Below are 17,152 nucleotides of genomic sequence, written 5' to 3'. Positions count from 1 at the left end.
GGTGCTGCTGCGTGTGTAGCGGCAGCACTTCCTTCTTCCTGCTCGGCGTGGTCTCTCTCGAGAGTTCCTTTGCCGCAGCCCGTTGTTCAGCGCTGCGTGTTCGTTGAATGCCGTGGCTCGCCCACATGTTTGCGTAGGAGTGCATGCAGGCGGGGGATCACCTGCTGCTCTGGATCGGCGCGCTTGGGCACAATGAAATACATGCGCGGCTGCAGGAACAGCAGCACATAGCGGTCGTTCTCGCCCCAATGGATGATCAGATTCCACGTCACACGGGATTCGCCGAGGCTCGAGGTGAGCCGCACGCCGCTCTCGTCGTCCAGCAGCGACAGCGTCTGCTGCGCATGCATGGCCGGGTAGCGCCGGTACTGGCGCCGCGCCAGTGGCTCGCCAAGCAAGCGGCCGATCCACCACGGCATCGCCGCATAGACGATGCTGCCCAGCATCAGCCCCCAATGCTTCAGATACAGGCCCATGACGAACAGCAACCCGCCGATGACCACCAGCGCGTACTTCGCGTAGCGGCTCGCACCATTGCCGCATTGCGCGTAGAGCCGCTGTGCGGTGGCGTAATCGTCTTCAGAGATTTGATAGGTGATCACGGACATGGACGCATTATGGCGGGGCGAATCTCGCAGTGGGCAACGTTGATGTGTTTTGATAGTAGGTGATCGCTATCAATGAATCGGGTATTATTTTGATACATATTTAAACAAGACGCGACTTTCTGATCCAATCGTCGGGCCAGCACACAGCCGGGACACACCGGCAAGCAGAGGGACCTGGCGCAAACACAAACCGCCAACTTCTCAGGTCCACCGCAACCGTCCATGCCCAGCGCATCCCGAGCAGCCCTGCAGCGATTCCTCTATGGCGACCCCGTCCATGCCGAAGATGAGAGCTTGCTGGCCTTCCAGCATCGCTTTCTGATCTCCATCGCACTCAGCGCGGTGGTGTTCAATCTTGCGCTCATCGCAGTGTTCTGCGTCACCTCGGCGGGGGCGGACTTTCTGGCCTTCGTCGTCATCTGCTGGGGCTGCGCCATCGTCGCCAATCTGCTGCTGTGGCGGTGGCTCAGGGCCCATCCTCGGCGCATTCAACTCGGCAGCCTGCTGACGGCTACCTTGTTCTGGCTGACCCTTTGCACTGCCGGAATGGCCTTGCCACCCGACCCGCTGCTGCCGATGTGGTCGATGCTGTTGATCGTTGGCGTGTTCATGATGACAGGCCGGGTGTGGGGCTGGGTGGCCTTTGCTGTGGCCATCGCCTCATCGCATTTCCTGCTTTCTCGCGTTGATCTGACAGCCTTCCCGAACGCGGTGCTCACCGTCTGGTTCACCTCTGCGGCCAGCGCCGTGCTCGGTCACATCTATGTCTCGCGGTTCGACCATTTCTTCAACCGCATGGCCTACTACAACGAGCGCCTCCTGTGGCTGTCCACGCACGACGGTCTGACCAGCACGCTGAACGCCGCCGCGTTCTACGAGCAGTGCAACCGGCAACTGGCCCTGTGCCGTCGCCACCAATTGAACTATGCCGTGTTGTTCGTCGATCTGGACCATTTCAAGTATGTCAACGACAACTACGGCCACGCCACAGGCGACGGCGTGCTGGTGCAGGTCGCCCAGATCCTGCGAGGCTGTCTGCGCGAAAGCGATCAGCTCGGCCGCGTCGGAGGCGAAGAGTTCTCCATCTTCCTGACAGACCCCACGCTGGATGGTTGCAATGCAGTGGCCGAGCGTATCCGTGCCAGCATCGAAGCGCAGGAAATGCATTTCGACGGCCATTCACTGCATGTGACCGCCAGCATCGGCCTCACCTGGTCAAGCGCAGGCGACACCGCTGTCGCCACTATTCACCAGATTCAACCGCTGGCCGACAAGGCCATGTACGAAGCCAAACGCGCGGGGCGCAACCAGGTGGCGGCTTTCGGGTAAGCTTTTCTCTCATTCATCCGCAGCGATCACGTATGAAGAAAAAATCCGCTTTTCTCCTGATGATGATGGGCGCCCTGTTGGCCGGCTGCACCGTCGCGTCGGAACAGGAGCACAAAGCCGATCGCACGCAAAGCCCGGCGGTGAATGCCCGCTGGCTGACCTTGATCGTCAAGGCCGGAAACGGCGTCACTCCCCAGCCCGTCACGCTGCAATACGAATCGGAGCAATGCAAGGAGTCCAGAAGCTACGGCGTGGGCGGCCAGTCGCAGAGCGGCACAACGATGATGCGCGCTTTGAACTTCGAGAAGATCGACCTCGTCAGAGAACCCGAAAGCGACGCCTACAAGGCCCGCTTCGCCATCGATGCCGGTGGCAGTTGCGGGTGGAAGCTGGTGTCTCTCGAGACCTCGTTCAAGTACACCAGCGGTCACGCGTTGGTCCATGGGCAGGAGTTGCTTTCCCATCGAACGACGTTCACTTTTCGCTCCAGCAAGAATGCCGTCACTACCCCGAACGTGCGCGTGTCACGGATCTGGTTTCCAGTGATCGCCGTCGATGACGACCTGGCGAAAAACACTCTGCACCTGCGCGCCAGATCGCTTTTCATTCCGCCGGATCTGAACCCGTCCGCATCCGGCTCGCTGATTCTGGAGTTCAAAGTCGCCGAAGACATGGCCATGCTCGTGCGCCCCGATCCGCAGAACAGGGGCCGGGTTCTCGTGACCTATCCCGATGGGGCTACCGGCACGGAGTCATCCATCGGCTATGTGGGTGTGGATGACGAACGGATGATTTGTCTGCTGGCCGAAAAAAAGCGCGACTGCGAAGCGATCAAACTGCGTGAAAGATGAAGAAAAGCCTCCCGAGGGAGGCTTGAATCACATCAGATCTCAGCCAGCGGTTAAACCAGCTTCGCCTTCAGCAAATCGTTCACCTGTCCCGGATTGGCCTTGCCCTTGGACGCCTTCATCACCTGACCGACGAGCGCGTTGAACGCCTTGTCCTTGCCGGCGCGGTATTGCTCCACGTTGACGGGGTTGGCGGCGATCACTTCGTCGATGATCTTTTCCAGCGCGCCAGTGTCATTCATCTGCTTGAGGCCTTTGGCCTCGATCACTGCATCGACGTCCGAGCCTTCACCGGTCCACAGCGCTTCGAAGACCTGCTTGGCTGCGTTGTTGCTGATGGTGCCGTCTTGGATGCGCTTGATCAGCGCGCCCAGTTGTTCGGCGCTCACCTTGGACTGCTCGACGGCGATTTCCTCGATGTTCAGGCGGCGCGAGATTTCACCCATGACCCAGTTCGAGGCGAGCTTGGGTTGTTCGCAGACCTTGGCGGCGGCTTCGAAATAGTCGGCCATGCCCTGGCTCTGCGTGAGTGTGGTGGCATCGTATTCGGGCAGGCTGTATTGCTCGACGAAACGTGCTGCACGGTGGCGGGGCAGCTCGGGCATGTCGGCCTTCACGCGCTCGATCCAATCGGTGGCCACGTGCAGCGGCGGCAGATCCGGGTCGGGGAAGTAGCGGTAGTCGGCGCTGTCTTCCTTGGTGCGCATGGCGCGGGTTTCGCCGGTGTCGGGGTTGAAGAGCACGGTGGCCTGCTGGATCTTGCGGCCGTCTTCGATTTCTTCGATCTGCCAGCGGATCTCGTAGTCGATCGCGATCTGCATGTTCTTGAACGAGTTCAGGTTCTTGATCTCGCGGCGCGTACCCAGCGGCTGGCCGGGCTTGCGCACCGAGACGTTCGCATCGCAGCGGAACGAGCCTTCCTGCATGTTGCCGTCGCAGATGCCGATCCAGGTGACGATCTTGTGCAGCTCTTTCGCGTATGCAACCGCTTCTTCGGTGCTGCTCATGTCGGGCTCGGTCACGATTTCGAGCAGCGGCGTTCCGGCGCGGTTCAGGTCGATGCCGGATTGGCCGATGAACTCATCGTGCACGGATTTGCCCGCATCTTCTTCCAGGTGGGCGCGCACCAGGCGCACGGTGCGCTTTTCGTCGCCGACGAAGAAGCTCACCTCGCCGCCTTGCACGACGGGGATCTCGAACTGGCTGATCTGGTAGCCCTTGGGCAGATCGGGGTAGAAATAGTTCTTGCGCGCAAAGATGCTCACGGGCGCGATGTGCGAGCCGAGCGCCAGGCCCAGCTTGATCGCACATTCCACGGCCTTCTTGTTCATCACCGGCAGCGTGCCAGGCAGCGCCAGATCGACCGGGCAGGCCTGCGTGTTGGGCTCGGCGCCGAAGGCTGTGCTGGCGCGGCTGAAGATCTTGGACTGCGCGGCGAGCTGGGAGTGGGTTTCAAAGCCAATCACCACTTCGTAGCCGTTGATCAGCTTGATGGTTTTTTCGGTCATGTTCTTGTGGTCCTTCCTGCTGATTTACTTTGCGGCGGTGGCAGGCTGGCGCAGATGGAAATCCGTGGCCTGCTGCAGCTTGTGCGCCGCATTCAGCAAGCGCGCTTCGCCGAAGTAATTGCCGATGAGCTGCAGGCCCACGGGCATGCCGCCTTCACCGAAACCGGCGGGCACGCTCATGCCGGGCAGGCCTGCGAGCGAGGCTGGCAGGGTGTAGATGTCGGCGAGATAGGCGGCGAGCGGGTCGCTCTTGCCGCCAAGGGCCCATGCAACGGTCGGTGCGGTGGGGCCGGCGATGACATCGCATTCTTTGAACGCGGCCTGGAAGTCGTCGGCGATCATGCGGCGGATCTTCTGGGCTTGCAGGTAGTAGGCGTCGTAGTAGCCGTGGCTCAGCACGTAGGCGCCGATCATGATGCGGCGCTTGACCTCGTCGCCAAAGCCTTCGGCGCGGGTCTTCTTGTACATGTCGAGCAGGTCGGTGTAGTCCTTGGCGCGGTGGCCGAACTTCACGCCGTCAAAGCGGCTCAGATTCGAAGAGGCTTCGGCTGGCGCGATGATGTAGTACACGGGGATCGACAGCTCGGTGCGTGGCAGCGTGATGGGCACTAATTTTGCGCCGAGCTTTTCGTATTCCTTCAATGCACCGTCGATAGCTGCGCGCACGTCGGCAGACAGGCCGTCGCCGAAGAATTCCTTGGGGATGCCGATGCGCAGGCCCTCAATCGAATCGTTCAGCTTCTGCGTGAAGTCTTCGGCGGGCGTGTCAAGGCTGGTGGAATCGCGATCTGGGTCCGGCCCGCACATGGCGGAGAGCATCAGCGCGCAGTCTTCGGCGGTCTTGGCCATCGGGCCTGCCTGGTCGAGGCTGGATGCGAACGCGATCATGCCGTAGCGGCTGGCGCGGCCGTACGTCGGCTTGATGCCGGTGATGCCGCAGAACGATGCGGGTTGACGGATCGATCCGCCGGTGTCGGTGCCGGTGGCACCGGGTGCGAGGCGCGCAGCAATCGCAGCGGCCGAGCCGCCCGAGGAGCCGCCGGGAACGCGGGTCTTGTCCCAGGGGTTCAGCACCTTGCCGATGGCGGAGTTTTCATTGGCCGAGCCCATCGCGAACTCGTCCATGTTGAGCTTGCCCAGCGTCACGCAGCCTGCTTCAGCGAGCTTGGTGACCATGGTCGCGTCGAAAGGCGACTGGTAGCCGGTCAGCATCTTGGAGCCAGCTGTCGTCGGGAATTCCTTGGTGACGAACAGGTCCTTGTGCGCAATCGGCACACCCGCGAGCTTGGCGGCGCTGCAGGCGGCAATTGCGGCATCGGCGGCCTTGGCCTGGGCGAGGGTGACGTCTTCGTTGATGTGGACGAATGTGCCCAGATCGCTCTGTGCCTTGGCACGAGCGAGGAAATGCTGCGCGGCCTCGACGGAGGAAACCTCGCGGGCCTTGAGCTTGGCGGCCAGTTGCGCGAGGCTCAGATCGTGCAGATCAGTGGTGGATGTACTCATGCTTGAGAATCTCGTTCGGGTGAGTGGCGGACGGGCAGGGCGCTGTTTGTTGCTGTGCTTGTGAGCGGTCTGCCGCGTCGCGCCGGAATCTGAAGGGGTTCAGGCGGTGGCGCGCGCGGCGTTATTCGATCACCTTGGGCACGAGGAAGTAGCCGTTCTCCACGGCTGGTGCGCTCTTCTGATTGGCTTCGCGGTTGTTGGGCTCGCTCACCACGTCGTCACGCAGGCGCAGCTGGATGTCCTGAATGGTCGCCACGGGATGCGCCAGCGGCGTCACACCCGAGGTGTCCACGGCGGAGATCTGCTCGACCACTTCGAAGAACTGATTGAGTCCCGTGAGCATGCGCTCACTCTCTGTTTCGTTGAGTTCCAGCCGCGCCAGATTGGCAATGCGGGCAATGTCTTCGTGTGTCAGTGCCATAGAAATCTGTGAGGGAAGTCGACCCTGGCATCGGGAGGTCATGTTGCAAGGGCAATGACCAGACGGCGGATGCGTGCAGGGGAAGCTGTCTATTATCCTGCCTTTGCGCGCGAGGCCTGAAGGCTCGCCGTCCAAGGCCGCTATGGCACCTCGGACAAACCGGCAATCGCGAGGCCGCGTCAGGTCAGGTGCGAGACCCTTGCTTCAGCGTATTGACAGCGTTGTTTGACTCTTGCTGAGCGTTTGATGGATGTTTGAAACAATTGATGACAACTGCCGGGTGCGCTATCTGCAAAGAAACCGTGTGTAAACCCCAGTTCAGAGCAGTTTTGACAGAAGTTATTCACAGGTGATGCGGTATTATTCCAGCTTCGCCGCAATACCCTCCGCGCTGTTGGTCATTGTGTGAAAAAGGCCAATATCCACCCCGTATTTCCTGGCGACGACACGCCGATGTGCTTGCCGTGCCTGAGAGGATTCTTGAATGTTCGGAGCTTTCCGTCGGTACTTCTCCACCGACCTCGCCATCGATCTGGGCACCGCCAACACCCTGATCTTCGCCCGTGACAAGGGCATTGTCCTCGACGAACCTTCCGTGGTTGCCATCCGCCATGAAGGCGGACCGCATGGCAAGAAAGTGATCCAGGCCGTGGGTCGTGAGGCCAAGGCCATGCTCGGCAAGGTGCCAGGCAACATCGAAGCCATCCGTCCGATGAAGGACGGCGTGATCGCGGACTTCGTGATCACCGAAAACATGATCAAGCAGTTCATCAAGATGGTGCATCCGCGCTCGGTGCTCACACCGAGCCCCCGGATAATCATTTGCGTGCCCTGCGGGTCCACACAAGTTGAGCGCCGCGCGATTCGCGACGCAGCAGAAGCCGCTGGTGCCACTTCGGTCGATCTGATCGAAGAGCCCATGGCAGCCGGCATCGGTGCAGGCCTTCCGGTGTCGGAAGCATCGGGTTCGATGGTGGTCGACATCGGCGGAGGCACGACCGAAGTGGGCGTGATCTCGCTGGGCGGCATGGTCTACAAGGGCTCTGTGCGCGTGGGTGGTGACAAGTTTGACGAAGCCATCATCAATTACATCCGCCGCAACTACGGCATGCTGATTGGCGAGCCGACTGCCGAGTCGATCAAGAAGCAGATTGGCTCAGCCTTCCCCGGCTCCGAGGTCAAGGAAATGGAAGTCAAAGGCCGCAACCTGTCCGAAGGTGTGCCGCGCAGCTTCACGATCTCCAGCAACGAAGTGCTGGAAGCCCTGACTGAGCCGCTCAACCAGATCGTCTCGGCCGTGAAGAATGCGCTGGAGCAGACGCCTCCCGAGCTGGGCGCCGACATCGCCGAGCGCGGCATGATGCTGACCGGCGGCGGTGCGCTGCTGCGTGACCTCGACCGTCTGCTGGCCGAGGAAACCGGCCTGCCAGTGCTGGTTGCCGAAGAGCCGCTGACCTGCGTGGTGCGCGGTTGCGGTATTGCGCTGGAGCGCATGGATCGCCACGGCGGCATCTTCACCAACGAGTGATCGAAAGAGCGAGCAAGCGTGGCGGTGGCTGATAGCGCAGGAGCACGGAGCAGGTCATGCCACTAGGCACACTCGACCGAAAGGCACCATCGCTTTTCAAGCATGGTCCGTCCCTCCTCGCTCGCCTGACTCTCTACAGCGCCTTGGCGCTGTTTTTGATGGTGGCGGATGCCCGTTTTCACGTTACCGAGCCGGTGCGCAAGGTCATTGCCACGGTGCTCATGCCCATCCAGTGGCTGATGCTCAAGCCCGTGGAGCTCGCGCGTGGCGGCGCGGGGTACTTCCAGTCGCTGGAAGACGCGCAGAAGGGCCGGGACGAGGCGCAATTGCGCATGGCGGCGATGTCCCGGCAGGCCAATCAGGTCGAGCTGCTCCTGCAGGAAAACGCCCAGCTGCGTCAGCAGCTGGAGCTGCGTGACCGTGTCAAGGCGCCGGGCATGGCCGCGCAGGTGGTCTACGACGCGGCTGATCCCTACACGCGTCGCGTGGTGATCGACCGGGGGCAGGTGGCGGGCGTGCTGCCGGGCTCACCGGTGATTGATGCCTCGGGCGTGCTGGGGCAGGTCACGCGGGTGTTTCCGCTGTCGTCCGAAGTCACCTTGTTGATCGACCGCGATCAGGCGATTCCAGTGCGCAACATGCGCACGGGCACGCGCGGCGTGGCCTATGGCGATCCGGTGATGATGCATGGTGGTGGCATGGAACTGCGTTTCATGCCCAGCAACGCCGATGTGCAGGAGGGCGACATGCTCAGCACCAGTGGCATGGATGGCGTCTACCAGGCAGGCCTGCCGGTGGCCAAGGTCATCAAGGTGGAGAAACGCGCCGATTCCTCGTTTTCGCGCATCTACTGCGAGCCGCTCGCCCAGATGACGGGCGCGCAATATGTGACGGTGCTGCAACCGCTTACCGATGGCGTGCGCGCCGAGGTTGAGGCCGAAGTGCCCGCACCGAAGTCCGGGAAGGTGGAAAAGCCTGCAAAGGCAAGAGATCTGCCGGGACGTGCGGCAGCGGGAGGTCGTCCATGATGACCAGGTTGATGCAGCCATTGTCGGCGTGGTATTCGGAGGGCCATTCATCATGATGCCCAAGGGCCAGCAATTGCTGCTGCCGGTCAGCCCGGTGTTCATCGTGGCGAGCTTCCTCATCGGGCTTGCTGTCAATATTCTCCCGCTCGGGCGCGTTGTGTGGACACCCGACTGGCTCATGGTGCTGCTCGCGTTCTGGGGCATTCACCAGCCGCAGCGCGTGGGCATGAGCGTGGCCTTCATCCTCGGCCTGTGCATGGACGTAAGTCAGTCGGCGCTCATGGGTCAGCACGCGCTGGTGTACTGCTTGTTGATGTTCGCGGCACAGATGTCCAGCCGCCGCATGTTGTGGTTCAATGTGTGGCTGCAGGCGCTTCAGATGGTGCCGCTGTTCCTTGGCGCTCACGCCATCGAGCTGCTTTTGCGCGTGATCTCCGGAGGAACTTTGCCGGGGGTCGAAGGTCTGATTGCACCTGCGCTCGAAGCGGTGTTGTGGCCGATCGCTTCATGGATTCTGCTGGCTCCGCAGCGACGCCCGCCGGATCCGGACGAGAACCGTCCGCTGTGACGCGGCTGTGCGGCATTTCCCGTTGGCCCTCTATGGACTGCGACGCTCATCATGACTGAACTGCGAAATGTGGAGGCCGACGTCTCCCGCTTCAAGTTGCGGGTGATCGTCATCGGCTTTGTGGTGATGCTGGCCTTCTGCCTGATCGTCTCCCGCCTGATCGTGCTGCAGATCGTGCGCCATGACGATCTGGCTGAACAGGCCGAAAGCAATCGCACGGCGGTCGTTCCCATCATTCCCAATCGCGGCCTGATTCTCGACCGCAACGGCGTGCTGCTGGCTTCGAACTATTCGGCCTACACGCTGGAAATCACCCGCGCCAAGGTCTCCAATCTGGAGGACACCATCGACGAGCTGGGCAAGATCGTCGAGATCGGTTCGCGCGACCGCCGCAAGTTCAAGCGGCTGATGGAAGACTCCAAGAGTTTTGAATCGATTCCGATCCGCACGCGCCTGACTGACGAGGAAGTCGCACGCTTTGCGGCACAGCGTTTCCGCTTTCCGGGCGTGGACATCAAGGCGCGATTGTTTCGCAGCTACCCGCTCGGTGAAACCGGTGCGCATCTGATCGGCTATATCGGCCGCATCAATCAGCGCGAGAAGGAGCGCATTGAAGACTCCGATGATGCGGCCAACTACCGGGGCACCGACTACATCGGCAAGCTCGGCGTCGAATCCTCGTATGAGAAGACGCTGCACGGCCACACGGGCGTGGAGCGTCTCGAGACTTCGGCCGGTGGTCACGCTGTCCGACGCCTCGCGAGCTATGCCGCGACGCCTGGCGACACGGTCATGCTGTCGGTCGACATCAAGCTGCAAAAGCTCATCGAAGAAATGTTCGGCGACCGCCGAGGGGCGCTGGTCGCCATGGACCCGCGCAACGGCGAAATTCTCGCGCTCGTGAGCAAGCCCACGTTCGACCCCAATCTCTTCGTCGAAGGTATCGATCAGGAAAACTGGGCCGCACTCAACGAGTCGATCAACAAGCCGCTGCTCAATCGCGCCTTGCGTGGCACCTATCCGCCGGGTTCGACCTACAAGCCATTCATGGGCTTGGCAGCGTTGCAACTCAACAAGCGTTCGCCCACGCAGGTCTACAACGACCCCGGCTTCTTCAACTTCGGCGGCCGCACCTTCCGCAGCCACGAGGGCGGTCTCGGCGGTGTGGACATGTACCGCGCCATCCAGCATTCGAGCAACACCTATTTCTATTCGCTGGCTGTGGACATGGGGGTGGACACGATCCACGACTTCATGAAGCCTCTTGGCTTCGGTCAGATCACCGGCGTGGACCTGAATGGCGAGGTGCGCGGCATCCTGCCCAGCACCGAGTGGAAGCGCAACACCTACAAGCGCCCTGAAATGAAGCGCTGGTTCTCGGGCGAGACGGTATCGCTGGGCATCGGTCAGGGTTACAACAACTTCACTATCCTTCAACTGGCGGCCGCTGAGGCCACGCTTGCCAACGGTGGTACGCGCTACACGCCGCACATTGCCAAAGCGACCAAGGATTCGGTCACTGGCAAGGTCACAGAAATCGAACAGCCGCCCGGGCTTTCGTTGGGCTACTCCGCGAAGAACATCGAGGTCATCCACAAGTCGCTAGGACTGGTGAACAAGGTGGGTACCGGCGCACGATTGTTTGCGAGCGCGCAGTACACCTCGGGCGGCAAGACCGGTACGGCGCAGGCCGTGAGCATGGGGCAGAACGTGAAGTACAACGCGCGTCTGCTGGATGAGCACAAGCGCGATCATTCGCTGTTCGCTGCCTTCGCGCCACTGGAAGAGCCGCGCATCGCGGTCGCGGTGATCGTGGAGAACGCGGGTTTCGGTGCGGCCGCGGCTGGCCCCATCGTGCGGCGCGTGTTCGACTATTGGCTCATGGGGCAGTACCCGAGCGAAGCGGATCTTGCCGCAGTGTCCAAGGGCCAAGCGACGGCGCCCACGGGGACACCGCGCAAGGTGCAAGATATTTCGATAGTGACCAACGAGGCGCCCGTGCCTTGAGCAGCCATTCGCCGAATCGAGGCAAGGCTGATGGGCTCCGGTTCGCCAGCGTGCACTAAAATCTCACCCCCTGACCTATCAAGCTGCCGCAGCGAGTTCCTTGGGCGGTTGCAACTGGCTCACGATCAACGCACCGACGATCAGTGCGGCGCCGAGCAGACCGTTCAGGCCAAGGCTCTCGCCAATCAGGAACCAGCCCACGGTGGCGGCGAACACCGGTTCGAGACCGTAGATGATCGCGCTGCGCATGGCATCCACGCGTTGCTGGCCCCAGGCCTGCAGGGTCACGACCATCACGCTGGCGAAGACGCCGAGGTAGGCGAGGGCGATCCACGAGGAGGTCGGCAGATCCAGCAACGGGCCGAGCGCGCTTTCGATGTCACCGTGGCGCAGGACCACGAGAATGCTGGCGGCGACGAACATGACTGCCGCCTGCGCCGCGGCCATGCGTGTGGCGCGCAGCGGCTGCTTGGCGGTGCGGCGGGCGCATTCTTCCAGCGCGAGGATGTAGACCGCGTAGAAGAAGGTGCTGGCGAGCGTGAGCGTGTCGCCCAGATTCCACGGGTCGTTTTCATGGAACATCAGCGTCATGCCGAGCAGCGCCATACCGCAGGCCGCCCACAGCGCGAGGCCGTAGCGCTTGCCGAGCACGAGCATCGCCAGAATCGGCACCACCAGCACGTTGAGTCCGGTGACGAAGGCGTTGCGGTTGCTGGTGGTGCGCGCGAGGCCCTCTATCTGCAGCCAGAAGGCGATAAAGAGCAGAGCGCCGAGGGCGATTCCCCAGCGGCGCTCGTTGCTGCGCATGCCGTGCCACAGGGGGAGGAGCACGGCCAGCGCGATGGCGAAGCGGGCCCAGATGATTTGCAGCGCGTCGAGGTGGCCCGACAGCAGTTTCATCGCGGGGAAGGTAGTTCCCCACACCACAGTGACGATCAAAAGGGCCACCAGCCCACGACGTTCGGAGCGCATAGAAATTGGAAGTTGGTCGTCGGGCATGCAGGCGCCTCGAAGAACTGTGGATTTTGCGGGGTTTGAGAGTCTTCGTTTTGGGGTGACGAGACAGGCCCTCATGCGTTGTTGTGAAGCCTTGCCGTACAAGAGTGCTGTCTGCGGCTTCACGCCTGGCCTGAGGGCCTGTCTCGTCATTGTGGCTGGTGATTCCAGTGCTCGCTGCGCTGCGCAGCTTGCCGTTGGAATACAGAGCACGCAACGTCGAGGATCAATGTGGTGTCATGCGACCGATGAAGGCCCGGATCCGGTCATTGGCGGGGTTGCCGAAGAATTCGGCGGGTGGCGCTTCGGCGGCGATGCGGCCCTGGTCGAAGAACATCACGCGGTCGGCGACTTCGCGGGCGAAGCCCATTTCGTGGGTGACGATGATCATGGTCATGCCGCCCTTGGCGAGTTCGCGCATGACGTCGAGCACTTCCTGAACCATTTCGGGGTCGAGCGCGGAGGTGGGCTCGTCGAACAGCATCACTTTGGGCTCCATCGCGAGCGCGCGGGCGATCGCTACGCGCTGCTGCTGGCCGCCCGAGAGTTGCCAAGGATACTTGTGCGCATGGTCCTTGAGGCCCACGCGGGTGAGCAGCGTCATGGCCTTGGCATTGGCCTGCTCGCGCGAGAGGCCGCGAATGCGGCGCGGCGCGAGGGAGATGTTGTCCAGCACCGTCATGTTGCCAAACAGGTTGAACTGCTGGAACACCATGCCGACTTCGCAGCGCTGTGCCTGCAACGTCTTCTCGTCGTCGGTGACGGGCTTGCCGTCGATGGTGATGGTGCCGCTGTCGTGCGGCTCGAGGCGGTTGATCGCGCGCAGCAAGGTGCTCTTGCCCGAGCCGGACGCGCCGATGATCACGGTGACCTCGCCGGTGTTGAACGAGGTTGAGACGTCTTTGAGCACCTGGTGTGTGCCGAAGGACTTGCAGACCTGGTCGGCGACGATGTAGCACTTCTGCGGTTTTTGTTGAAGTTCGCTCATTTGACGCGTCCCTCCACATCGAAGCGGTACTCGATGGCGGCCGCCACCTGCGTGACCAGTGTGGTCAGGATCAGATAGGTGATGGCCACGGTCACCAGTGTTTCCACCGGCTGGAAGGTGGCCGACTGGACGCGGTTGCCGACGTTGGTGAGCTCGACCACGCCGATGGCGTAGGCCAGAGACGAATCCTTGAGCAGCGCCACGAAGTTGCTCACCAGTGGCGGCAGCGAAATCTTGAAGGCCTGCGGAAACACCACGTCGAGGAACACGCGGCTCTTGGGCAGTCCGAGCGCGCGGGCGGCTTCGGTCTGGCCGCGCGGCACGGCCAGCAGACCGGCGCGCACGGCTTCGGAGTTGTACGCGCCCACGTTCAGGCCGAGCGCCACGACGGCGGCGGCGAAGTCGGGCAGGTTCAGGCCCGGCACCAGCACGGGCAGGGCGAAATAGACGAACAGGATCTGCACCAAGAGCGGCGTGCCGCGAATGGCCCAGATGTAGATGCCGGCGATCCAGCGCAGCCAGGCATGGCGCGAGGTGCGCGCGAGCGCCGAGGCGGTGCCGAGCACGATGCCGACGATGCCACTCACGATGGTGAGATACAGCGTGGTGAGCGCGCCTTCGGCGAAGAAGGCGGCGTTCGAGCCGATGGGTTCGGGGAAATACGAGAGGAACTGGCCGAGCAGTGCAAGAACCAGCACCATCAACACCAAAGCCGCCACCAGCGTTGCATTGCTGCGCTGGGAGCGGCTCCAGTGTGCGGGCCAAAGGGCAAGAAGCATGAGATGCGTCGCCGGGCCACGGGGCCCGGCGTCAGTAGTGAATCAATGGTGTGTGTGGCTGCTTACTTGCAGGTCACGTCTTCCTGGAAGTACTTTTGCGAGATTTTGCCGATGGTGCCGTCGGCGATCAGGGCCTTCAGCGCGGCGTTGTAGGCATCGGCCAGCGGCGTGTTGCCCTTGGAAACGGCGGCGGCGATCTGCTCGATGAACAGCATGTCGCCGGTTTTGAAGCCTGCCTTCGGAGCCTTGGCCAGCATTTCCTTGGCGACGAAACGGTCGGTCACCCAGGCGTCCACGCGCTTGGAGGCCAGCGCACTGCGGGCAGCCTCGTCGGTCGGGAAGTTCTTCACTTCCTTCACGCCGGCCACTTTCTTCACGTTTTCGAGGTAGCTGGTGCCGGTTTGCACGGCCACGACCTTGCCTGCCAGATCTGCGGCGGACTTGATGGCGGGGTTCAGCGACACGATGATGCCGCCCGAGCAGTAGTGGGGCAGCGTGAAGGTCACGGCCTTGGCGCGCTCTTCGGTGATGCCGTGGGAGGCGATCACCAGATCCCAGCGGTCCTGCGCGAGGCCGGTGAGCAGTGCGTCGAAGCCGACGGTCTTCCACTCATATTTGAGGCCCATTTTCTTGGCGACGGCTTCGGCCACGTCGATTTCGTAGCCCGTGAGCTGCTTGCCCTTGAAGAAGTTGAATGGCGCGTACTGGCCTTCCGAACCCATGGTGATGCTGCCGGCCTTCTGGATGGCATCAAACGGGCGTGCTTGCACGGAAACGGCGGCGCACAGAGCGACGGCGGTGGCAACGGTTGCAAAGATCTTCTTCATGTGTGTTCCTGCGGGATCGCATCAGGTACAAAAAATCCGGCATTGCAGATCACAAGCCGGAACCATTCGACCCCCCTCTCGTAATGGGGCGGTGTCACAAAGCAGCCACATTATAAAAAATCGGGGTCGCCATGTTGGTCGTCATGTGCGGGGATTAACCCGAATGCGCATGAAGACAACAGAATCAACGTTTCTCGCGCATCAACGTTGACTTGCCGAACAGACTCTCGAGCAACTCGACGGCCAGCTCGGCCGTCTGGTTGCGAATGTCCAGCGCCGGGTTGAGCTCCACCAGATCAACCGATGCGAGCGCACCACAGTCGGCCAGCATCTCCATGCACAGCTGGGTTTCCCGATAGGTCGGTCCGCCGCGCACCGGCGTGCCGACCCCCGGTGCGACACCCGGATCGAGAAAGTCCATGTCGAAGCTCACGTGCAGGTGGGTGTTCTCGTCCACGTCCGAGAGCACGGACTGCATCACCGCGCGCATGCCCATCTCGTCGATGGTGCGCATGTCGTAAACGTCGATATGGTGCTCGTTCACGAACTGTCTTTCGCTGGGATCGACGCTGCGGATGCCGATCATCGTGACCTCGTTGGGCCGCAGGGCCGGAGTGGTTTCCGCCAAATGGGTGAGCGCCGCCGGCCCATGGCCGAGCAGGCAGGCCACGGGCATGCCATGCAGGTTGCCGCTCGGGCTGGTCTGCGGCGTGTTGGAGTCGGCATGGGCGTCGAACCACAGCACCTTGAGCCGCTGGCCGCGCGCGCGGCAGTGCTGGGCCACCGCGCTGATCGAGCCGATGGCAAGGCAATGGTCGCCCCCCATCATCAGCGGCAGGCGTCCGGCGGTCAGCGTGTCCAGGGTTGCGGCATACAGCGTTTTGTTCCAGGCGATGACCTCGTTCAGGTGCCGAAAGCCGTCCTGCGCTGGCGCTTGAGGATTGCCCGGGCCGACCAGATTGCCGAAATCCAGCACCTTCAGGTCGCGCCCCCGCAAGGCCTGGGTGATGCCCGCAATCCGCAGCGCCTCGGGTCCCATGCTGGCGCCCAGAACACTCGCACCCACATCGGTGGGCGCACCAATCAATGTGATGCCTCGCATATTCCGGCTTCCTTGCAGTTCGTCTTTATCGGCGAATATTGCCTTGCTTGTCGCGAGCCGAATGTAAGCGAAGCGCGCGCCGTTTGCACGTCAGCAAAATCTATTCCCGCAAGCCTCGCGCAATCGATGAAACTGGCGCGAAGTGGCTCAAGGGGTGTCTCTATTCAGCGCAGGAAGGCGTCGTAGCCGGTTTTGAGAATCAGCGCGGAGACCACCAAAATGAAGATTCCGCGCACAAAGCCTGCACCATGCTTGAGCGCCAGATGTGTGCCCGCCACGCTGCCGAACACATTGCAGACCGCCAGCACCAGCGCGTAGTGCCACCAGATATGGCCCTTCATGGCGAACAGCACCAGCGCCGAGGAATTGCTCGCCAGATTCATGAGCTTGGCCGAGGCGGAGGCATTCAGAAAGTCGTAGCCGAGCAATCGCACGAACATGAAGATGAAGAAACTGCCCGTGCCCGGCCCGAAAAAGCCGTCATATGCACCGATGGTCAGCCCGATTGCGCAGGCGATCACGGTTTCTCGGTTGCCGTCGTAGAGCGGAAGGTGGTGGCGCCCCAGATCCTTTTTGGCGAGGGTATACAGCAGCAGGCAGATCAGCACGAACGGCAGCAGCTTGCGTAGAAAGTCGCCTGAAATCAGTGTGACCGCCCAAGCTCCCAGAAATGAGCCGATCACCGCTGCGGCCGCTGCTGGCAGCATGGCGCTCCAGCGGATCTGCACTTTGCGGCTGTACTGCCAGGTCGCAATGGCCGTACCCCAGACGGAGCCGCTCTTGTTGGTGCCGAGCAGGGTGGCCGGAGGTGCGGTGGGGAAGGTGGCAAACAGGGCGGGGACTAATATGAGGCCGCCGCCGCCGACGATGGCGTCCACGAAGCCTGCGAGGACCGAGGCTACTGAGATGATGATCCATTCCATGGAGGGGGATTGTCTCACTGGGGGTGAGGCGGGGCTGCTTTTGTTTCCGCTGGGGCGCCGGCGGCGGAGGCCAGGACTGCCCCCGGCGGGGCAGTCACTTTTTGCTTGCGTGCAAAAACTAACCAAAAACGCGCTTGAATGCGAGGGCGCGCGGCAGAACTCACTTCGCTCCTGCGTCGCTGCGTTCGG

The 17,152-nt window shown here is 62.1% G+C and carries 16 protein-coding genes; 6 read left to right on the top strand and 10 right to left on the bottom strand.

Annotated features, from left to right (window positions below; translation table 11 throughout):
* Window positions 1-86: 86 nt before the first annotated feature.
* Complete coding sequence (locus G7047_RS21760) at window positions 87-608, bottom strand: YcxB family protein (protein WP_166310005.1); 522 nt, start codon at window positions 606-608, stop codon at window positions 87-89.
* A 222-nt stretch (window positions 609-830) separates the two neighbouring features.
* On the opposite strand from G7047_RS21760, the gene G7047_RS21755 reads away from it, so the two are divergent.
* Complete coding sequence (locus G7047_RS21755; RefSeq protein WP_166310004.1) at window positions 831-1,937, top strand: GGDEF domain-containing protein; 1,107 nt, start codon at window positions 831-833, stop codon at window positions 1,935-1,937.
* A 32-nt stretch (window positions 1,938-1,969) separates the two neighbouring features.
* Window positions 1,970-2,788, top strand: coding sequence for a hypothetical protein (locus G7047_RS21750; RefSeq protein ID WP_166310003.1), 819 nt, complete (start codon window positions 1,970-1,972; stop codon window positions 2,786-2,788).
* 50 nt (window positions 2,789-2,838) lie between these two features.
* Here the strand turns inward: G7047_RS21750 and gatB are convergent, their stop codons facing one another.
* The 3 genes from gatB to gatC all read right to left on the bottom strand — a co-directional run bounded on the left by gatB (window position 2,839) and on the right by gatC (window position 6,217).
* Window positions 2,839-4,293, bottom strand: a complete 1,455-nt coding sequence (gene gatB, locus G7047_RS21745) for an Asp-tRNA(Asn)/Glu-tRNA(Gln) amidotransferase subunit GatB (protein ID WP_166310002.1) — start codon at window positions 4,291-4,293, stop codon at window positions 2,839-2,841.
* A 24-nt stretch (window positions 4,294-4,317) separates the two neighbouring features.
* A complete protein-coding gene (gene gatA, locus G7047_RS21740; RefSeq protein ID WP_166310001.1) occupies window positions 4,318-5,796 on the bottom strand; it encodes an Asp-tRNA(Asn)/Glu-tRNA(Gln) amidotransferase subunit GatA in 1,479 nt (492 codons plus the stop codon).
* Between the two features lie 121 nt (window positions 5,797-5,917).
* Window positions 5,918-6,217, bottom strand: a complete 300-nt coding sequence (gene gatC / locus G7047_RS21735; RefSeq protein WP_166310000.1) for an Asp-tRNA(Asn)/Glu-tRNA(Gln) amidotransferase subunit GatC — start codon at window positions 6,215-6,217, stop codon at window positions 5,918-5,920.
* 484 nt (window positions 6,218-6,701) lie between these two features.
* On the opposite strand from gatC, the gene G7047_RS21730 reads away from it, so the two are divergent.
* The 4 genes from G7047_RS21730 to mrdA are packed head-to-tail and all read left to right on the top strand — an operon-like array spanning window position 6,702 to window position 11,348.
* Entirely contained in the window at window positions 6,702-7,745 is a 1,044-nt protein-coding gene (locus G7047_RS21730; protein ID WP_166309999.1) for a rod shape-determining protein, read from the top strand.
* 56 nt (window positions 7,746-7,801) lie between these two features.
* Window positions 7,802-8,773 (top strand): rod shape-determining protein MreC, encoded by a 972-nt coding sequence (mreC, locus tag G7047_RS21725; protein ID WP_166309998.1) that lies wholly within the window; start codon window positions 7,802-7,804, stop codon window positions 8,771-8,773.
* 49 nt (window positions 8,774-8,822) lie between these two features.
* A complete protein-coding gene (gene mreD / locus G7047_RS21720; RefSeq protein ID WP_166312203.1) occupies window positions 8,823-9,341 on the top strand; it encodes a rod shape-determining protein MreD in 519 nt (172 codons plus the stop codon).
* Between the two features lie 51 nt (window positions 9,342-9,392).
* Window positions 9,393-11,348, top strand: a complete 1,956-nt coding sequence (gene mrdA / locus G7047_RS21715; RefSeq protein WP_166309997.1) for a penicillin-binding protein 2 — start codon at window positions 9,393-9,395, stop codon at window positions 11,346-11,348.
* 78 nt (window positions 11,349-11,426) lie between these two features.
* Here mrdA and G7047_RS21710 read toward each other — a convergent pair whose 3' ends face one another.
* The 6 genes from G7047_RS21710 to G7047_RS21685 form a co-directional block, all read right to left on the bottom strand.
* Window positions 11,427-12,320, bottom strand: coding sequence for a DMT family transporter (locus tag G7047_RS21710; protein WP_166312202.1), 894 nt, complete (start codon window positions 12,318-12,320; stop codon window positions 11,427-11,429).
* Between the two features lie 250 nt (window positions 12,321-12,570).
* Window positions 12,571-13,332: an amino acid ABC transporter ATP-binding protein gene (locus tag G7047_RS21705; RefSeq protein ID WP_166309996.1), complete on the bottom strand. Its 762-nt coding sequence runs from the start codon at window positions 13,330-13,332 to the stop codon at window positions 12,571-12,573.
* Window positions 13,329-14,111 (bottom strand): amino acid ABC transporter permease, encoded by a 783-nt coding sequence (locus G7047_RS21700; RefSeq protein ID WP_166309995.1) that lies wholly within the window; start codon window positions 14,109-14,111, stop codon window positions 13,329-13,331. The genes G7047_RS21705 and G7047_RS21700 overlap by 4 nt, the downstream gene beginning before the upstream one ends.
* Window positions 14,112-14,173: 62 nt before the next feature.
* Window positions 14,174-14,938 (bottom strand): ABC transporter substrate-binding protein, encoded by a 765-nt coding sequence (locus G7047_RS21695; RefSeq protein ID WP_166309994.1) that lies wholly within the window; start codon window positions 14,936-14,938, stop codon window positions 14,174-14,176.
* 184 nt (window positions 14,939-15,122) lie between these two features.
* On the bottom strand, window positions 15,123-16,040 hold the full coding sequence (rocF, locus tag G7047_RS21690; RefSeq protein WP_166309993.1) for an arginase: 918 nt from the start codon (window positions 16,038-16,040) through the stop codon (window positions 15,123-15,125).
* Window positions 16,041-16,204: 164 nt separating this feature from the next.
* Entirely contained in the window at window positions 16,205-16,963 is a 759-nt protein-coding gene (locus G7047_RS21685) for a TSUP family transporter (RefSeq protein WP_166309992.1), read from the bottom strand.
* Window positions 16,964-17,152 lie beyond the last annotated feature (189 nt).

The organism is Diaphorobacter sp. HDW4A (genome assembly GCF_011305995.1).
Taxonomy (GTDB): domain Bacteria; phylum Pseudomonadota; class Gammaproteobacteria; order Burkholderiales; family Burkholderiaceae_C; genus Diaphorobacter_A.
Note: the sequence above shows the minus strand (reverse complement) of the source record. Positions and strands in the feature narration are given on the sequence as shown.

Bases quoted from the DNA above. Each gene is read 5' to 3' on its own strand.
- G7047_RS21760 (WP_166310005.1), bottom strand. From the start codon at position 608: ATGTCCGTGATCACCTATCAAATCTCTGAAGACGATTACGCCACCGCA.
- G7047_RS21755 (WP_166310004.1), top strand. From the start codon at position 831: ATGCCCAGCGCATCCCGAGCAGCCCTGCAGCGATTCCTCTATGGCGAC.
- G7047_RS21750 (WP_166310003.1), top strand. From the start codon at position 1,970: ATGAAGAAAAAATCCGCTTTTCTCCTGATGATGATGGGCGCCCTGTTG.
- gatB (WP_166310002.1), bottom strand. From the start codon at position 4,293: ATGACCGAAAAAACCATCAAGCTGATCAACGGCTACGAAGTGGTGATT.
- gatA (WP_166310001.1), bottom strand. From the start codon at position 5,796: ATGAGTACATCCACCACTGATCTGCACGATCTGAGCCTCGCGCAACTG.
- gatC (WP_166310000.1), bottom strand. From the start codon at position 6,217: ATGGCACTGACACACGAAGACATTGCCCGCATTGCCAATCTGGCGCGG.
- G7047_RS21730 (WP_166309999.1), top strand. From the start codon at position 6,702: ATGTTCGGAGCTTTCCGTCGGTACTTCTCCACCGACCTCGCCATCGAT.
- mreC (WP_166309998.1), top strand. From the start codon at position 7,802: ATGCCACTAGGCACACTCGACCGAAAGGCACCATCGCTTTTCAAGCAT.
- mrdA (WP_166309997.1), top strand. From the start codon at position 9,393: ATGACTGAACTGCGAAATGTGGAGGCCGACGTCTCCCGCTTCAAGTTG.
- G7047_RS21710 (WP_166312202.1), bottom strand. From the start codon at position 12,320: ATGCGCTCCGAACGTCGTGGGCTGGTGGCCCTTTTGATCGTCACTGTG.
- G7047_RS21705 (WP_166309996.1), bottom strand. From the start codon at position 13,332: ATGAGCGAACTTCAACAAAAACCGCAGAAGTGCTACATCGTCGCCGAC.
- G7047_RS21700 (WP_166309995.1), bottom strand. From the start codon at position 14,111: ATGCTTCTTGCCCTTTGGCCCGCACACTGGAGCCGCTCCCAGCGCAGC.
- G7047_RS21695 (WP_166309994.1), bottom strand. From the start codon at position 14,938: ATGAAGAAGATCTTTGCAACCGTTGCCACCGCCGTCGCTCTGTGCGCC.
- rocF (WP_166309993.1), bottom strand. From the start codon at position 16,040: ATGCGAGGCATCACATTGATTGGTGCGCCCACCGATGTGGGTGCGAGT.
- G7047_RS21685 (WP_166309992.1), bottom strand. From the start codon at position 16,963: ATGGAATGGATCATCATCTCAGTAGCCTCGGTCCTCGCAGGCTTCGTG.